The 16407-nt window shown below is 62.3% G+C and carries 16 protein-coding genes; all 16 read right to left on the minus strand.

Annotation, left to right across the window (positions count from 1 at the left end; all coding sequences use genetic code 11):
- Position 1 precedes the first annotated feature (1 nt).
- The 16 genes from ACZIRK_RS25375 to ACZIRK_RS25450 all read right to left on the minus strand — a co-directional run bounded on the left by ACZIRK_RS25375 (position 2) and on the right by ACZIRK_RS25450 (position 16401).
- The gene (locus tag ACZIRK_RS25375) at positions 2-868 is read right to left on the minus strand and encodes a branched-chain amino acid ABC transporter permease (RefSeq protein WP_463328292.1); all 867 of its coding nucleotides are present in this window, start codon (positions 866-868) and stop codon (positions 2-4) included.
- Positions 869-878: 10 nt separating this feature from the next.
- Positions 879-2066, minus strand: a complete 1188-nt coding sequence (locus tag ACZIRK_RS25380; protein WP_463328293.1) for an ABC transporter substrate-binding protein — start codon at positions 2064-2066, stop codon at positions 879-881.
- 414 nt (positions 2067-2480) lie between these two features.
- Positions 2481-3416 carry a carbohydrate kinase family protein gene (locus tag ACZIRK_RS25385; RefSeq protein ID WP_463328294.1) on the minus strand — a complete coding sequence of 312 codons (936 nt, stop codon included), beginning with the start codon at positions 3414-3416 and terminating at the stop codon, positions 2481-2483.
- Entirely contained in the window at positions 3407-5074 is a 1668-nt protein-coding gene (locus ACZIRK_RS25390; protein ID WP_463328295.1) for an FGGY-family carbohydrate kinase, read from the minus strand. Before ACZIRK_RS25390 ends, ACZIRK_RS25385 begins: the two co-directional genes overlap by 10 nt.
- Before the next feature lie 28 nt (positions 5075-5102).
- Complete coding sequence (locus ACZIRK_RS25395; protein ID WP_463328296.1) at positions 5103-5876, minus strand: SDR family NAD(P)-dependent oxidoreductase; 774 nt, start codon at positions 5874-5876, stop codon at positions 5103-5105.
- A gap of 13 nt (positions 5877-5889) precedes the next feature.
- Complete coding sequence (locus tag ACZIRK_RS25400; protein WP_463328297.1) at positions 5890-6894, minus strand: ABC transporter ATP-binding protein; 1005 nt, start codon at positions 6892-6894, stop codon at positions 5890-5892.
- 18 nt (positions 6895-6912) lie between these two features.
- Positions 6913-7743 (minus strand): carbohydrate ABC transporter permease, encoded by an 831-nt coding sequence (locus ACZIRK_RS25405; RefSeq protein ID WP_456642187.1) that lies wholly within the window; start codon positions 7741-7743, stop codon positions 6913-6915.
- A 3-nt stretch (positions 7744-7746) separates the two neighbouring features.
- On the minus strand, positions 7747-8655 hold the full coding sequence (locus ACZIRK_RS25410) for a carbohydrate ABC transporter permease (RefSeq protein ID WP_463328298.1): 909 nt from the start codon (positions 8653-8655) through the stop codon (positions 7747-7749).
- Between the two features lie 63 nt (positions 8656-8718).
- On the minus strand, positions 8719-10032 hold the full coding sequence (locus ACZIRK_RS25415) for an ABC transporter substrate-binding protein (protein WP_028162255.1): 1314 nt from the start codon (positions 10030-10032) through the stop codon (positions 8719-8721).
- Between the two features lie 158 nt (positions 10033-10190).
- Entirely contained in the window at positions 10191-11144 is a 954-nt protein-coding gene (locus ACZIRK_RS25420) for a sugar-binding transcriptional regulator (RefSeq protein ID WP_463328299.1), read from the minus strand.
- A 9-nt stretch (positions 11145-11153) separates the two neighbouring features.
- Positions 11154-11813, minus strand: coding sequence for an HAD family hydrolase (locus ACZIRK_RS25425; protein ID WP_463328300.1), 660 nt, complete (start codon positions 11811-11813; stop codon positions 11154-11156).
- Between the two features lie 276 nt (positions 11814-12089).
- Entirely contained in the window at positions 12090-12959 is an 870-nt protein-coding gene (locus ACZIRK_RS25430; protein WP_463328301.1) for an amidohydrolase family protein, read from the minus strand.
- A 10-nt stretch (positions 12960-12969) separates the two neighbouring features.
- On the minus strand, positions 12970-13362 hold the full coding sequence (locus tag ACZIRK_RS25435; RefSeq protein ID WP_130224030.1) for a RidA family protein: 393 nt from the start codon (positions 13360-13362) through the stop codon (positions 12970-12972).
- A gap of 23 nt (positions 13363-13385) precedes the next feature.
- Positions 13386-14189: a 2-oxo-hept-4-ene-1,7-dioate hydratase gene (gene hpaH / locus ACZIRK_RS25440; RefSeq protein WP_456642659.1), complete on the minus strand. Its 804-nt coding sequence runs from the start codon at positions 14187-14189 to the stop codon at positions 13386-13388.
- 4 nt (positions 14190-14193) lie between these two features.
- Positions 14194-15054 (minus strand): fumarylacetoacetate hydrolase family protein, encoded by an 861-nt coding sequence (locus ACZIRK_RS25445; RefSeq protein ID WP_463328302.1) that lies wholly within the window; start codon positions 15052-15054, stop codon positions 14194-14196.
- Between the two features lie 24 nt (positions 15055-15078).
- On the minus strand, positions 15079-16401 hold the full coding sequence (locus ACZIRK_RS25450) for an MFS transporter (protein ID WP_463328303.1): 1323 nt from the start codon (positions 16399-16401) through the stop codon (positions 15079-15081).
- Between the last annotated feature and the right edge of the window lie 6 nt (positions 16402-16407).

The following is a 16407-nucleotide window of genomic DNA, read 5'->3' on the forward strand; positions in this document are numbered from 1 at the left end:
CTCACGCTCCACGTACTCGATGGCCGAACAGGCCGGACGGCCTGACCACCAACATGATGAGGACGAGCACGAACAATGCGAGAGCGCCTTTCGATCCTCCGAGATAGACCGCCGAGAACGCTTCCACCATGCCGACGAGAAAGGCCGCAACGGTTGCACCGCCAATGCTTCCGAGACCACCAAGAATGACAATGAGGAACGATGTCGCCAGCACGGGATCGCCGACATGCGGTGCAAGCGAGAGGATAGGCGTGACCAGCGCGCCAGTGAGACCCGCAAGCCCGGTGGCCAGCGCAAACGCTGTCGGAAACAGAAGCTTTGGACGCAGTCCCTGCGCCGTGGCGACGGCACGGTCGTCAGCGAGCGCACGCAAGGCGCGGCCGAAGTCGGTGTAGTAAATCAGGGCATAGATCGACAGGATACCCACCAGGCAGACGGCAAGGACCACGAGATTCTCGATCGGAACGTAGAAGCCGTGCCCGCGCAGGACGCCCGTCAGAGGAAAGCTGAATGCAGGCGACTGCGGTCCAAACATCACCAGAAGGCCGCTCGACATCATCAAATAGAGACCGAGCGTCAGCATCAGTGTCGCCAAGTGATCGTCGATCACGTGATCGAGGATGAAACGCTCGAAGAGATAACCCAGCGCCGTCGTGCCGAGTGCGGCTGCGATCACTGCCAGCGCATAGGGCAGACCGAGATAGGTGACCGCCGAATAAGCGAGATAGCCTCCGAGCACATAGAATCCGCCATGGGCGAAATTGACCACGCCGAGAATGCCGAAGATCAGGGTGAAGCCGAGGGCGAGCAGCGCATACTGCGCGCCCAGGCTGATGCCGATGAGGCCGGTGGCGACGATGCCTTCCACAGGAACTCCGCTACTTGCCCGTGGCCGCTTCGACCGGAACGATCGGCTGCAATTTTCCGTCAGTGACCAATCCCACGCCGAAGGGGAACGATAGCTCCTGGTTGATGCCGAAGAATTCCTTGCCGATCCAATGTCCTGAACCGACATTTGGATCGTCCACGGGCAATGCACGGAGAGCCTGAGCCACCTTTTCGGTGTCGGTGATCGTGCCCGCTTTCGCGATCGCCTTTAAGACCATGCGAGTGCCGGACACCCACTGGAAAAACAAATTGTTCTCAGGCCGCTCGGTGCCGAACAGCTTCTTGTATTCGTCGGCGATCAGTTGGACCTTCTCGTCGACCAGAACCGGCTCGTACCAATAGAAGTCCTTCAGCACGGCGTCGCCGCCGGCAACCCGCGAGATCTCGCCATAGCCTGGGCCACCGAGGCGCCCGATCGGTCCTTCGAACCCGGCTTGGCGCAATTGCTTGACCATGATGCCGGCGTCGCCGGGCGGTGAGGACGCGAGATCCACGGCCTCCGGTTTTGCGTTCATGATGCGCGTCACGATCGGCGCAAAATTGGTGGTGCCGCGCTGGTAGTACTCCTCAGTCGCAGCGATACCGTTCTTCTTGTAGGCGTCCGCATCGACGCTTGCGATATCCGTGCCTCCCTGGTCGTTCGGAGCAACGAGGACAACGCTGTTGATGCCGAATTTCTGCTTGGCGATCTTGATGATCGGATCGGCCCATCCCGACGGACCAGGGCCGACATGGAACACCAACGGCCATTGCGGACCCAGCGCATCCTTGGCGTAACCATTGCCCATCACCAGCATCGAATTGCGTTTGGCGATGGGCTTCAGCCCGGTGAGTTCGGGTGAACCGATGGGACCGATGATGAATTTCACGCCCTGCCCCGCGAGCGTATTTGCTGCCGCGGCGGCGCCCTCTGCGGTGTATTTGCTATCGATCGCAACGACACTGACTTGACAGGGCGCGCCGTCGATCTTGACCAGGCCGTCGCGATTGGCCTCCGCAGCCGCGAACTCCGCCGCGCCCTTGAGGGCGAGCCCCCACTGCGCAGCCGGCCCGGAAAGCACACCGACGACGCCGAGTTTGAGCTCCGGTCCGGCGGCGAGCGCGGACGGCCCGGACACGACACTCGAAGCGCTGATTGCGGCGCCGGCCAACAGCAAGTCACGACGCGTTATCTTCATTTCCACCCTCCCGCTATGGATCGTTTCATTTATTTTGCTTGTTTTTCTGCCAGCGCGCGTTGCGAGGCGCGCGACACTTTTAGCTTCGCGCAGTCGCGTCACCCCACCAGAGGATGGACGCAACATTCAAGCAACATATTGATGTCGCTTGTAATTGTTCCAGCCTGGCCGCTTGAGCGAAGTCTGCACTCAGCCCGAGCGTCCGCGTCCCCTTTCCCTCTGATTGTTCTTTCAGCACTTGGTTAGAGACTATGTGCCGTTATGGACGGCCTGTCAATGAAACGATTTAACAAAACCATGAGGGTTGGCTCACCGGTGGCATAACGTCGATCATTGGCCGCGCGTATCTTTCGAGCGTCGCGATGTTTATTGCGGTCGCCTAAGCCGCCTTGCACCTAGAGGCGCCCAACGCCTCTAACACGTCCAAGCAACTTCGTTGCTGCGGGGCGGATCTGCCCCAACCCGCGTGCAGGTCAGCGCAGCGCAACTGCAGGCAAATGCCAGCGCGCAGCGAAGCTCGTTCGCGTTGGTGTCCCTCAGTCCGCTCCTGCCGAGTCTGCCCTGCTTATGCAGCGCAAACAGCAGCGCGGCTTGACAGCTGTCGCCTGCGCCGATCGTGTCCACGACGGTGATCGCGGGTGACCCGACTTCGATGGCACCGGCCGCCGAATGCCAGGCCTGGGCTCCCTTCGTTCCGCGCGTAACGACAAACAGGCTGCCGCCTCCAGCCAGGAACTCTTCCGCCTTCGCCGCGTAAGCCTCTTTCCCGTAGAGATAGTCGAAGTCAACGTCCGACATGCGAACGATGTCCGCGCTGTCGACAAACTCGTCCATGCGCGCGAGATAGGCTGTCTTGTCCTTGACCAGATTGGGCCTGCAGTTCGGGTCGAACGAAATCGTCGCCGATGATTTGGCATCGGAGATCATCGCGGCGGTTTCCGCGGCTCCCCTCTCGTTGACCAGCGTCGTTGAGCCGATGTGGACGGCCTCGATCGTCTCGAACGGAATTTTGCCGTGCGAATAGGTCCATTCCCGGGTGGCCGTCTCCGCGTCATAAAACGCATATTGCGACTCGCCTGCGACCATTCGGACGAAAGCAAGCGTGGTCTGGCGATCGCTGCGGGTGGCATAGCGAAGGTCGACGGCGGATGCGGCGGCGTGGTCGGCGATCATGCGGCCGAACAGATCGGTCGAGATGCCACCGACAAAGCCGGTCGGCGCACCAAGCCGCGCCAGTCCGACCGCGACGTTGAGGCAAGACCCGCCGACCGCCGGTCGTACCGCTTCGTGACCGTCTGCGGTCGTAACCGGCACAAAATCGATCAGCGCATCGCCACAGCTCAGCAGCATCGTTCGCGACCTTTCGAGATGATCTCAAAACCGCGCATCGCCTCACGGCTTCCGCGATCAAGCCCTCGCAGCAACCTGTACACGTCCCGCTTTCGGCGGTGGAATTCTTCCATGCCCGGCGCGGCCGGCTCGGTCAGGCGACCGAGCGCCGACATCGCGGCCATGGTCTCGCCGAGCGAGGCATAGGCGCCGGCTGCGACGGCGCCGAGCATGGCCGCGCCGAGCAGGACCGGCTCCGCCGTTTGCGGCAGTGCCACCGTGAGGCCGGTCGTATCGGCCATGATCTGCCGCACCAGCGGGCTCCTTCCTGCGCCGCCGCCCATGACGATCAGCTTGCTGTTGACCCCCTGCGCCTTGAAGGCATCGATGACGTCGGCGAGGCCATAGGCGAGCCCGCACAATCCCGCCACGAACAGACGCTCCATCGCGCAGATATCCGTATCGAGATCGAGGCCGGCAATGACGGCGCGCGTATCGGGATCGGCATAAGGCGAGCGGTTGCCGAGGAATTCCGGCAGCACATGAAGGTCGCGCGCCAGCAGCGCCGCCCTGCTCGCCTGCCCAGCACGGGCCGTGATCCGCTCCTCGAGGATCTGGATGATCTCCACGCCGTTCCGCCTTGCCGCGTCGCTTGCCTCGGCGTAGGCGGGATGGGAGCGGATCAAATAATCGATCGCAGCACCCGCCGCCGATTGTCCGCCTTCGTTGAGCCAGAAGCCGGGCACCATGCCCGAGTAATACGGTCCCCACACGCCGGGGACAAAACAGGGATCGACCGTTGTCGCCATGATACAGGCGGAGGTCCCCATGATGTAGGCGAGGCGATCGCAGACATCGACTTCAGCACCCGATGCGTCCCGGCCGCCGATCGCGCCGAGCCCGCCGGCGTGCGCATCGATCAGCGAGGCGCCGACCGGCGTCCCCGGTCTCAGCCCGAAATCCCGTGCCGCCTGTTCCGTCAGGCCCAACCCCAGCGGCGTTCCAGGAGCGACGATCTCGGTGCCGATCCTGCGATATTCGTCCTCGACAAATTCCTGCAAGCCCACGCGCTGAAAATATGGCTCGCTCCAACGCCCTTCATGCGCGAGGTAGTTCCACTTGCAGGTCACCGTGCAGGTCGAGCGCGCGAACGACCCCGTCGCGCGCCACGAGAGGAAGTCGGCCAGGTCGAAGAAATGCCCGGCGCGATCAAAACTGTCGCGCAGGTGCCGCTTCAGCCAGAGCAGCTTCGGCATCTCCATCTCGGGCGAGATGGAGCCGCCAACATAGCGCAGCACCTCATCCTGCGTATCGTTGATCAGCCGCGCTTCCTCGATCGCGCGATGATCCATCCAGACGATGACATTGCGCTGCTTGTCGCCGGACGCACTCACCGTCAGCGGTCCGCCATGCCGATCGAGCACGACCAGCGAGCAGGTCGCGTCGAACCCGATGCCCTTCACGAGCTCCGGCGATATCGCAGCTTCCGCCATCGCGCTGCGGACGGCCGAGACGCTGGCCGCCCAGATATCTGACGACGACTGCTCGACAATGTCGCCTGCCTCGTGCCAGACCGCGATCGGCTGTTTTGCAGTTCCGAGCAGGGCTCCGTTGTCGTCGAAGATGCCCGCACGCGTGCTGGAGGTTCCGACGTCGATGCCGATGAAGGCTTGCCGCATGTTCGCTCCCGTCAGTTTTGACGCAAGCTTACCAGCAAGTATAGCCACCATCGACAAGAACGATGCTTCCCGTCATCAGGCTGGCCGCTTCCGATGCCAGGAACAGGACCACCGAGGCAATCTCCTCCACCTGCCCCATCCGCGCCATCGGGGTGCCGCCGATCCAGGCGTCGTACATGCGGGGGTTGTCCTTCACGAACGCGTTCAGGGGCGTCTCGATGTAGGTCGGCGCCACCGCGTTGACGCGCACGCCGCGCGCGCCCCATTCGGCTGCGAGCGATTTGGTCAGATGGTGCACCGCAGCCTTGGAGGCGTTGTAGTAGCACTGCTCCTGCGGCTTATTGACGATGAAACCGGACATCGAGCCGATATTGACGATATTGCCCGTCCGCGCCTGAAGCATGTGCTTGCCGAAGGCGCGGCAGCACCAGAAGGTGCCGTTGAGATTGACGTCGATGACATTCAGCCAGTGCTCGTCGGTCACGGTTTCGGCCGGCGTCTCGCTGCGCGCGATGCCGGCATTGTTGACGAGGACATCGACCCGGCCGTAGCGAGCGACGAGTTCGTCGGCAATCTCGGTAACGCGCCGTGAATCCGTCACGTCCACGACCGCGACCTCGGCCTGATAGCCCTTCCCGCTCAGATAGGCACCCGCTTCGCCGGCTACCGCCGCATCGCGATCGGCAATCACAACCCTCGCGCCGGCCTCGGCCAGCGCCTCGGCACAGGCGAGGCCGATCCCCTGCCCGCCCCCGGTTACGACTGCGGTCTTGCCGGGTAGTTTGAATTTTTCCAGATACATCTTGGTCTTCCTGTTAAGCCCGCAGCGATTTGCCGCGTTCATCGAACCGATGCAGGCGGCCGGGATCCGGCGACAGCAGGACACGGTCGCCGGCGCTCAAATCGAGCTCGCCGACGTGGCGCGCGGTGAGTGTTCCGATTGCGCCAGCGTCGACATAGAGAAAGGTGTCGCTGCCGAGATGCTCGGCGACCAGGATGCTTCCCGGCCATCCCTCGCCGTCGCGTGCGATTTTCAGATGCTCGGGGCGAACGCCAATGGTGGCCGCGCCATGGCGGCCTGCGACCTCGCCGGAGATGAAGTTCATTTTCGGCGAGCCGATGAAGCCGGCGACGAACAGATTGGCCGGCTTTTCGTAGAGTTCGAGCGGCGTCCCGTATTGCTCGATCTTGCCGCCATTGAGCACCACAATCTTGTCCGCCATTGTCATCGCCTCCACCTGGTCGTGCGTGACATAGATGGCCGTCGTGCCAAGCTGCTTCTGCAGCCGCGTGACCTCCAGGCGCATCTGCACGCGCAGCGCGGCGTCGAGGTTGGACAGCGGTTCGTCGAACAGAAACGCCTTCGGCTCACGGACGATAGCGCGCCCGATCGCGACGCGCTGGCGCTGGCCGCCCGACAATTCGCGCGGCTTTCTATCGAGATACGGCGTCAGATTAAGGGTCGCTGCCGCGGCCTCCACCTTCCGGTTGATCTCGACTTTCGGCAGACCCGCCATCTTCAGGCCGAAGGCGATGTTGCCGCGCACGCTCATATGCGGATAGAGCGCATAGGATTGGAAAACCATCGACAAGCCGCGCTTGGCAGGCGGAACGTCAACGACGTTTTTGCCGTCGATCAGGATATTGCCGCCGCTGACGTCCTCGAGCCCGGCGATCAGGCGGAGAAGAGTGGTCTTGCCGCAGCCGGAGGGGCCGACGAAAACGACAAAGGAACCATCCGAGATATCCAGATCGGCGCCCTTGATGATGTGAACGGGCCCGAACGATTTCTGGACATTCTGAAGCGTGATCTGACCCATGGCTCCAGCCTTTCCGTTTTACTTGACCGCGCCAAAAGTCAGGCCGCGGACGAGCTGGCGCTGGCTGAACCAGCCGAGCACCAGGATCGGCGCGATCGCGAGCGTGGAAGCGGCCGAGAGCTTGGCCCAGAACAGCCCCTCGGGACTCGAATAGGACGCGATGAACACGGTCAGCGGCGCGGCCTGCAGCGTCGAGAGGTTCAACGTCCAGAACGCCTCGTTCCAGGCGAGGATTAAATTCAAGAGCAACGTTGATGCGAGCCCCGGTACGGCCATCGGCGTCAGCACATAGACGAGTTCGCGGCTGATCGTTGCTCCGTCCATGCGTGCGGCTTCGAGGATGTCCTTTGGGATTTCCTTGAAATAGGTAAACAACATCCAGATCACGATCGGCAGATTGCCGAGGCAGAGGATGAAGACGAGACCAGTCAAAGTATCGAGCAAGCCGAAATCGCGGTAGATCAGGTAGATCGGCACCAGCACGCCGACCGGCGGCATCATCTTTGTCGATAGCATCCAGAGCAGCACATCCTTGGTGCGTTTGGTCGGCGAGAACGCCATCGACCACGCGGCGGGAATCGCAATCAGCAGCGCGATCAGCGTCGAGCCGCCTGCCACAATGATGGAGTTGAGCGCATGATGGACATAGTCGCTGCGCTCCTGCACGGCGGCATAATTTTCCGTGGTCCAGTGAAAGAACAGGAATTTTGGCGGTATGGCGAAGGCATCGAGTTCGGTCTTGAAGCTCGCCAACACCATCCACAGGATCGGGAAGAAGATCAGGAAGCCGACCAGCCACGCCGCAAGGGTCGAGACCGCCACATGCCTGCTTGTTGCCATCCGCGCCATGCGTCAGGCCTCCAAATTCCGGCCGACGATCCTGACCAGGAAGAAAGCCACGATGTTGGCGATTACCACTGCCACCAACCCGCCCGCGGAGGCACCGCCGACATCATACTGGATCAGCGCCTGCGAATAGATCAGGAAGGCGATGTTGGTGGTCTGCAATCCCGGCCCTCCGCCGGTGGTGACGAAGATCTCGGCGAACACGGTCAGAAGGAAAATCGTCTCGATCAGGATCACGACAGTGATCGGTCGGGCCAGATGCGGCAGCGTGATGTAGATGAAGGTCGACAGCGCGCCGGCACCGTCCATCTCAGCCGCCTCCTTCTGCTCCTCATCGAGAGATTGCAGCGCCGTCAGAAGGATCAGCGTTGCAAACGGCAGCCATTGCCAGGAGACGATCAGGATGATTGCGAATAGCGGCACGTCGTTGAACCAGTCGATCGGTGGCGCGCCGAACAGCTTTGCGATCCAGGCGAACAGGCCAGAAACCGGATGCATCAGAAGGTTCTTCCAGATCAGCGCGCTGACCGTCGGCATCACGAAGAATGGCGCGATCACCATCAGCCGCACGATGTTGCGGCCGATGACCGGCTGGTCGAGCAACAGCGCGAGCGGAATTCCAAGCAGGATGGTCAGTCCAAGCACGGACCCAACCAGAACCAGTGTGTTCTGCAGCGAAGCGAGGAAAGCCGGATCGGTCAGGAAATAGCGAAAATTCTCAAAGCCGACGAACTGCGCGGATTCGGAGTCGAGCAGATTGTAACGCAGCAGTGAGAAATAGATCGTCAGCGCCAAGGGGACGATCATCCAGATGAACAGCAGCGCGACCGCTGGCGTCAGCAGCATCCGTGCGAGCAGTTGCGTTTGTCGGGTCCCGGTTCCCGTTTCCGTCGACTGCAAAGCAGGTGCAGCCATCCGGTGCAAGCTGCCGGATGGCTGCGAGGGGCTTAGCTCGGGAGTCTGAGCCAAGGGAGCCACCTATTTGATGTAGCCGGCGCGCTTCATTTCCCGCTCCGTCGACGCCTGCGCCGCCGACAACGCCGCGTCCACGCTGGTCGAGCCCGACAGCGCCGCGGAGAACTGCTGGCCGACCGAGGTGCCGATACCCTGGAATTCCGGGATCGCCGCATACTGCACGCCAACGTAAGGCACCGGTTGCACCGTCGGCTTGTTCGGATCGGCGGCATCGATCGACGCCAGCGTCAATTTGGCGAACGGCGCGACTTTCAGGTAGTCAGGGTTCTGGTACAGCGACGTTCGCGTACCCGGCGGCACGTTGGCCCACCCCTCCTTCGACGCAACCAGTTTTGCGTAGTCCTTGCCGGTCGCCCAGGCGATGAACTTTTCTGCGGCCTCGACCTTCTTGGAGCCGGCGGGAATCGCGAGGTTCCAGGCCCACAGCCAGTTCGCGTTCTTGCCAAGCCCGGCGTTCGGCGCGAGCGCAAAACCGACCTTGTCGGCGACCGTGGAGTCCTTTGGATTGGTCACAAACGACGCCGCAACCGTTGCATCGATCCACATCGCGCATTTGCCGGCATTGAACAGCGCCAGGTTTTCGTTGAAGCCGTTCGAACTGGCGCCGGGAGGCCCCGCCTCCTTCATCAGATCGACATAGGTTGCCAGTGTCTTCTTCCATTCGGGCTTGTCGAACTGCGGCACCCACTTCTCGTCGAACCAGCGTGCACCGTAGGAATTGGCCATGGCGGTGAGAAACGCCATGTTCTCACCCCAGCCGGCCTTGCCACGCAGGCAGATGCCGTAAACGCCGGCCTCCTTATCGGTCAGCTTCTTGGCCGCACTGATCACGAAATCCCAGCTCGGATTTTCCGGCATGGTAAGCCCGGCCTTCTGGAACAGGTCGGTGCGATACATGGTCATCGAGCTTTCGCCATAGAACGGCGCCGCATAAAGCTTGCCGGAGACGGACACCGCGTCCTTGATCCTCGGCAAGAGATCGGCGACGTCGTAGTCGGCGCCGAGCTTGTCGAGCGGCACCAGCCAGTTCTTCTTGGCCCAGATCGGCACCTCATAGGTGCCGATGGTCAGGACGTCGAACTGGCCGCCCTTGGTCGCGATATCGGTGGTGACGCGCTGGCGCAGCACGTTCTCCTCGAGCGTCACCCATTTGACCGTGATGTCCGGATTTTTGCTGGTGAAGTCGCTCGTCAATCCCTGCATGCGGATCATGTCGCCGTTGTTGACGGTGGCAATCGTCAGGGCGGTCTGGGCGAGTGAGGGAGTTGAGAGCAAGAGCGCAGCCGCGCCCAGAAGGGCGCCATGGACGTTTTTCACGGTAACCTCCCATCATCGCGTTTGAGCATATGCCCACGCGTTGGGCGTATGTTCACATCAACGTTTCAGCTTGTCAAGCTGACGCACGCGATCCGGCTGCCCGCAGCGCCGGAGAGAAAATCCGCCTTGTTCAGGAAGGCACGACGATCGTGCCGGCGCTATCGATCGAGGATAGCCCGGGCCGTTGCTTCGTCGGTGATGAGACCGTTGACGAGGCGCCCGATCAGCGCGGCGCTAATCGCCGGAACCTTGGCCTGCCCGATCGCCGCGGCGATCGTAGTGGTCCGCGCCGGCACTTGCGGGGGGATACTGGTCAACCGCTTGTTCGTGCCCCCCTTGATGAGCCGGCCCTTGGCGTCATAGGCCCAACCCGTGACTTCGCCGATGGCGCCAAGCCGCATCATCTCGAACAGCTCTTCGCGGCTGACGAAGCCGTCAACATGCACCTGGGCCTTCTGGTCCATCTGACCGATGCCGATGAGACGCAGGTCGGCTCTCGCGGCAATCGCCTGGATCTTGGCGATTGGCTCGATCCGGTTCATGCGGTTGCGCTCGTCTTCCGTCGACATCAGGAATGGCAGTGGCATCGGATAGTGGCGGGCACCGGTGCGATCGGCAAGGCGTCCCACCGTATCGAAGAAGCTCGCCGAGCCGTCGGCCGAGATGTTTCCGACCAGCGAGACGATCTGGTGATTCGGCCGCTCGATCGGCGTGACTCGCTCCACTGCAGCGCGCACCGCGCGCCCGGTGCCCAATGCGACAATGACCGGGGTTTCCAGGCGCAGGGTTGAGTCCAGCAGGTTGGCGCAACGTTCCGCGATGCCGGCGGTGGAATGCGGCGATGCCGGGTCCGACGGCACCACCTCGCAATGAACGAGATCAAAGCGATCCTTAAGCTTCGACGCCAGTTCCATGCATGCGGCAATAGGATGTTCGAGGCGGAAGGTGATCAGGCGTTCTGCGAGGCAAAGCGATACCAGACGCTGCGCGGACGCGCGCGAGACCTGCAGCATCTTGGCGATCTCATCCTGCGTATGGCCGGCGATGAAATAGAGCCAGCCGGCGCGCGCGGCGTCGTCAAGACGGGATTTCTCGTTCTCCTGTGCTGCCATGAAAGCCCGCTATCTTTCGTCCCAGAAGTCCGCCATCCGGTCAAAGACACGATCCGCGCCGGCATCGCGCAGCTTGCTATGCCGATCGCCAGACTGGTAGTGACTGCCACCGATAAAGCCCCATACGGTCATGCCGGCGGCCTTTGCTGCGGTCACGCCGCTGACACTGTCTTCGATGACAAGCGTGCGCTGCGGCGCGGCGCGCATCTGCGCAGCCGCATAGAGAAAAAGGTCGGGGGCCGGCTTGCCGCGCGCCACCATCTGCGCCGTGTACACCCTGGCGCCGAAATGCGATCCAAGACCGGTCAATGCCAGCGAAAGCGATACCCGGTCGAGATCGCTGGACGAGGCAACACAAAACGGCATTTTCAGGCTGGAGATCAATGAGCCCACTCCAAGGACAGGCCGCAGCGAATGCCTGAACCGTTGCAGCACCCGCGCCTTCAACGCGACCAGAAAGTTCTCGGGGACGAGGCGTTGGTCCCCCTGGTAGTGCTGCAAGATCGCCGTCGTGCTGCGGCCAAGAAACAATTCGAGCGCATCGTCCCTGCTGAGCTCGATGCCGAACTCGCCAAGGACCTCTGACAGGCACTGACAGCTCAATATCTCGCTGTCCACGAGGACGCCGTCGCAGTCGAAGATGACCAGATCAGGCTGTAGGGGTTCCATCCCACAATAGGATCATATGCTCATCAGTTGAGCAATAGCCCAACGATCCATCTGAGGCGGCACAGCAATGTGTCCGCTCCGGGATAGAGTTCAAGCAGCCGAATCCTTTTCGCAAACCCTGCTCGACTTGCCCTGTTACCCCAAAGCGCACGTGACTCGCTTACCGCGCCGCTGACTGTGAAGCACAAGACTTGCGGCCAGGAGCCCGGCGGCCGCCAGATCGGCGGGCGCAACTACGCGCGGCAGACCGCAAGCAGGACGTCCCGAGGCCGAGCTCTAGAATCCGAATAGTTTTGCCGGATTGTGAACAAGGATCTTTTCCAAGGTCGTCTCGTCAGGCGCATACTTGTACATGAGTTCGAGCAGATCGGCGTCGTTGGGCGGCTGCACGACCGAAACCGGATGCGGCCAGTCGGTGGCCCAGATGCAGCGGTTCGGCGCCGCTTCGATATAGGTGCGCGCGATGGGGATGACATCTTCCCAGGGCGGACCGGCCTTCGAGGTCTTTTCCCCGAGCGACAGCATGACCCAGAAATTGCCCTTCGACAGCAGCTCAAGCATCTTCTGCAGATTCGGATCGTTCTTGCCGCGGGTCGGGTCGGGACGCGCCATGTGATCGATCAGCACCGGCACGTCGAGGGATTGGTACTTCTCGACGCTGGAGATGATGCCGTCCTTCTCCGGCTGGATCTTGACGTACCAGCCGAGCTCGCGGATGCGCGCGATCGCCCGCGCAAAATCCTTGTCCGACAGCACGGCCCCTAGTTCCTGCCGGAAACTGAAGCGCGCGCCGCGGACCCCTGCCTCATGCAGCTTGGCGAGGTAGGCATCATCGGCTTCGGCAAACACCAGCGCGTTGGCGCAGCCGCGATAGTTCGGGCCCATTGCCGCGAGACCGTCGAGCACGACTGTGTGGTCCGCGCCATAGGTCGTGGTCTGCACGATCACGCCGCGCTCGATCCCGAGCGCCTTGTGCATCCGCAGCGCCGCCTCCCAGGTTGCGGTCGGCATCTGATAGGCAGCGCCCGGACGTACCGGATATTTCTCCAGCGGCCCAAGCACGTGAAACTGGCTGTCGACAGTCTTTGGCGGCGGCAGTTTCGAAGGCCGGCGCGGATTTGGATCGAAGGGCAAGTAGGTCGGCACGGCAAACTCCTTAGTCAATCACGGCGGTGAAATCGCACTGCACCAGCGCGCCGCCTTCCATGTCCATCGGCAGCGCATGACGCGCCGGGCGTGAGTGTTCGTCGGGAAACATCTTCAGCCACTCGGCATTGACAGGCCCGCGCTGCGAACGGTCCTTGAGCCAGACCGTCATCTTGATGATGTCGTCGGTGCTGCCACCGGCAGCCTCGACGGTCGCCTTCATATGCGCGAACATGTTGGCGCATTGCGCTTCCAGGCTCTCCGGCATCGCTCCGGTCGCGGGATCGCGGCCGAGGATGACGCCGGACATCACGAGATTGCCGATGCGAGAGGCGTTCGGGATCGGATTGGCGTGTTTGAATCCGCCGATGTGGATGCTTCTGCGCCGTGCTTGGCCGGTCATCGCTTTCCCTCTGCTGGTCTGGTTCAGGTAAATTGACAGGACACCGAGCCGAACGGTCCGTAGTCGGCGTGGAAGGTATCGCCGCGGCGGATATCGACCGGTCGCGTAAACGATCCGGCGAGCACGACCTCACCTGCGGCCAGTTGCTCGTCATGCGGCGCCAGGCGATTGGCGAGCCAGGCGACGCCGTTGGCCGGATGGTTGAGCACGCCGGCGGCAAGCCCGGTCTCCTCGACCTGTCCATTGCGGAACAGCAGCGCGCCGATCCAGCGTAGATCCGCCTCGAGCGGCCGGAACGGACGGCCGCCGAGCACGAGAGCGGCATTGGCGGCATTGTCCGAAATCGTGTCCATGACCTTACGGGTCTGGCCGGTCTCGGGATCGACGCGATGCATGCGGGTCTCGAGGATTTCGAGCGCGGGCGTCACGTAATCGGTGGCGTTGAGTACGTCGAAGATGGAGCAGTCCGGGCCACGCAGCGGCGCCTTCAGCACGAAGGCAAGCTCGACCTCGATCCGCGGCGCATGGAAGCGATCGAACGGGATCGCGCTCGCATCCGGATAGAACATGTCGGCGAACAGAACGCCATAATCGGGCTCGGCGATGCCGACCGCGTTCTGCATCGCTTTCGAGGTCAGGCCGATCTTGTGGCCCTTGATGACGCGGCCACGATCGAGCTGCAGACGCGTCCAGGCGCGCTGGATCGCATAGGCATCCTCGATCGTGAGATCGGGATGCTCGCGCGTGAACATGGTGATGAGTGTCTTGGTCCGTTCGGCCTCGTCAAGCCGCTCTGCGAGGTGCCGGATGATGGAGGGATCGAGCATGGCGCTATTGCTCCGCAACCACCGCGTTGCGCAGCACGCCGATCCGCGACGACTCCACCTCGACCACATCACCGGGTTTGAGCCAACGCGGCGGATCGAACCGGGCGCCGGCGCCGGTCGGCGTACCGGTCGCGATCATGTCGCCGGGCTTCAGGGTCGCAAATGTGGAGAGATAGGCGATCAGGAAATCGAACGGGAACATCAGCCGCTCGGTACTGTCCTGCTGCCTGACCTCGCCATTGACGCGGGTGATAATGTCGTGCGGTCCTCGCGGATCGCATTCATCCGACGTCACAATCCAGGGGCCGATGCTGCCGGAGCGATCGAAATTCTTGCCCTGCGTGACGTTGAACTTGCCATGATGCAGCCAGTCTCGCACACTGCCCTCGTTGCACAGCGTCATGCCGAAGATATGCGAGAAGGCATCTTCGCGCGCGATGTGCCGACCCTGCTTGCCGATCACGATGACCAGTTCGCCCTCATAGTCGAGCTGGTCGGAGACTTTCGGCTTCTCGATCCCCTGCCCCGATCCGACCACCGACGAGGAATTGCGTACGAACAGGCTCGGATATTTCGGCAGGTCCGAGTTGTCCTTGTATTCGGCGTTGCGGTCCTTGTAGTTCACGCCAATGCACCAGAACTTTTCCGGCGCCAATACTGGCGGCAGCAGCGTCAATTCGTCCAGCGCATGATCGGGACGCTGGCCGGCCGAAGCCTGCCGGGCCGACGAAAGGCCATCGCGTGCGATCAGCGTCTTCAGATCGGGAAATTCTGCGCCGATCCGTACCGTCAGATCGACGACCCCATTGTCATCAGCCACACCATAATGTGGCTGGCCATTCACGAGATAGCTCAATAGTCGCATCGCATGCTTCCTTCGGCGAGAGTTTCACGCAGTCTGGCCGCTACGCTGGGCACCGGCGGCCGCCAGTTCGCGCCCGCGCGTCTCGGGCAAGGACAGGGTCATCGCCAGGAAGATGACGATGGCGGGCACGACGATCATCATGCCGAGCGCAAGCTGGCCACCGAACCAACCGGCCGCCAGCGGAACGACGATCGGCGCAAAGCTGCCGATGCCGCGGCCCGCCATGTAGATGAAGGATACCGCGGTCGAGCGCACTTCGATCGGATAGATTTCCGACAGCCAGGTGCCGACCACGCCGAGCGCCGAGTTGCCGATCACGAAGGCGATGTAAACCCAGAACATCGGGAAGCCAAACAGACTGCCGGCGAACCTGTCATGCGCAAAGACATAGAGGCCGCAGGCCATCGCGCCCCACGCAAGACCCGGCAACAGCGCGCCGAACCGCCGGCCGAAGGCGTCGTTGAGCAGGCCCATGCTGATATACGAGCAGCCGCCGACGACGGAGGCGATCACCGAGATGTTGCGCACGACTTCAGGCGGCGCACCGAGCGACTTCTGCATCAGTGTCGGCATGAAGACGACGATCCCGTAGTAGCAGAACATGTAGGCCATCATCCACGCCAGGCACATCAGCGAGATCGGCAGCAACCGGCCCTGGAACATCAGCAGCATCGTATTGGTGGTCTTGACCTTGCGCTCGACCAAGCCGCTCTTGCGCGCGCGATCGAACTGCAGCCACGCCTTGGATTCCGGCATGAAGAAGCGGATGAAGATCATCAGCAGGATCGGCGAGCCACCGGTCAGGAGCGCAATACGCCATCCCCATTCCACGCTGAACGAGGTGGTGGCCCAGACCCCGATGATCGAGGCGCCGGCGCTCGCGACGACCGCGCTGCCCTGGATGAAGGCGCTGCCGATACCGCGCCGATCCTTGTTCCAGGCCTCATTGAACAGCACCATGCCGGCGCCCCATTCGCCGCCGAGCCCGATGCCGGTGATGAAGCGGAGCAATGCCAGGCTCCAATAGTCCCAGGCGAACGCCGATGCGATCGACCCGGCGGCGAACACGCCGAGCGTGAGCTGCAGTGCCTGCTTGCGGCCAATGCGGTCGCCGAGCCAGCCGAATAGCGCGCCGCCGATCACCGACCCGATCAAGGTCAGGCTCGTCACGCTCGCGACCTGGGTCAGCGAAAAGCCTAACGACGACTGTATCGAGCTCATCAGAAACGGCATGATGAGCACATCGTAGAGATCGAGCGCGAAGCCGAGCATGCAGGAGAAGATGATCGCGGCGCGTTCGCCGGTCGTATAGGTGCCGATTGCGGAAAGCGAGGATTGTTCGGTCATGTCTGT

The organism is Bradyrhizobium sp. Leo114 (assembly GCF_055229415.2).

Bases quoted from the DNA above. Each gene is read 5' to 3' on its own strand.
- ACZIRK_RS25385 (WP_463328294.1), bottom strand. From the start codon at position 3,416: ATGCTGCTGAGCTGTGGCGATGCGCTGATCGATTTTGTGCCGGTTACG.
- ACZIRK_RS25390 (WP_463328295.1), bottom strand. From the start codon at position 5,074: ATGCGGCAAGCCTTCATCGGCATCGACGTCGGAACCTCCAGCACGCGT.
- ACZIRK_RS25450 (WP_463328303.1), bottom strand. From the start codon at position 16,401: ATGACCGAACAATCCTCGCTTTCCGCAATCGGCACCTATACGACCGGC.
- ACZIRK_RS25435 (WP_130224030.1), bottom strand. From the start codon at position 13,362: ATGACCGGCCAAGCACGGCGCAGAAGCATCCACATCGGCGGATTCAAA.
- ACZIRK_RS25410 (WP_463328298.1), bottom strand. From the start codon at position 8,655: ATGGCTGCACCTGCTTTGCAGTCGACGGAAACGGGAACCGGGACCCGA.
- ACZIRK_RS25400 (WP_463328297.1), bottom strand. From the start codon at position 6,894: ATGGGTCAGATCACGCTTCAGAATGTCCAGAAATCGTTCGGGCCCGTT.
- ACZIRK_RS25420 (WP_463328299.1), bottom strand. From the start codon at position 11,144: ATGGCAGCACAGGAGAACGAGAAATCCCGTCTTGACGACGCCGCGCGC.
- ACZIRK_RS25405 (WP_456642187.1), bottom strand. From the start codon at position 7,743: ATGGCGCGGATGGCAACAAGCAGGCATGTGGCGGTCTCGACCCTTGCG.
- hpaH (WP_456642659.1), bottom strand. From the start codon at position 14,189: ATGCTCGATCCCTCCATCATCCGGCACCTCGCAGAGCGGCTTGACGAG.
- ACZIRK_RS25445 (WP_463328302.1), bottom strand. From the start codon at position 15,054: ATGCGACTATTGAGCTATCTCGTGAATGGCCAGCCACATTATGGTGTG.
- ACZIRK_RS25395 (WP_463328296.1), bottom strand. From the start codon at position 5,876: ATGTATCTGGAAAAATTCAAACTACCCGGCAAGACCGCAGTCGTAACC.
- ACZIRK_RS25380 (WP_463328293.1), bottom strand. From the start codon at position 2,066: ATGAAGATAACGCGTCGTGACTTGCTGTTGGCCGGCGCCGCAATCAGC.
- ACZIRK_RS25425 (WP_463328300.1), bottom strand. From the start codon at position 11,813: ATGGAACCCCTACAGCCTGATCTGGTCATCTTCGACTGCGACGGCGTC.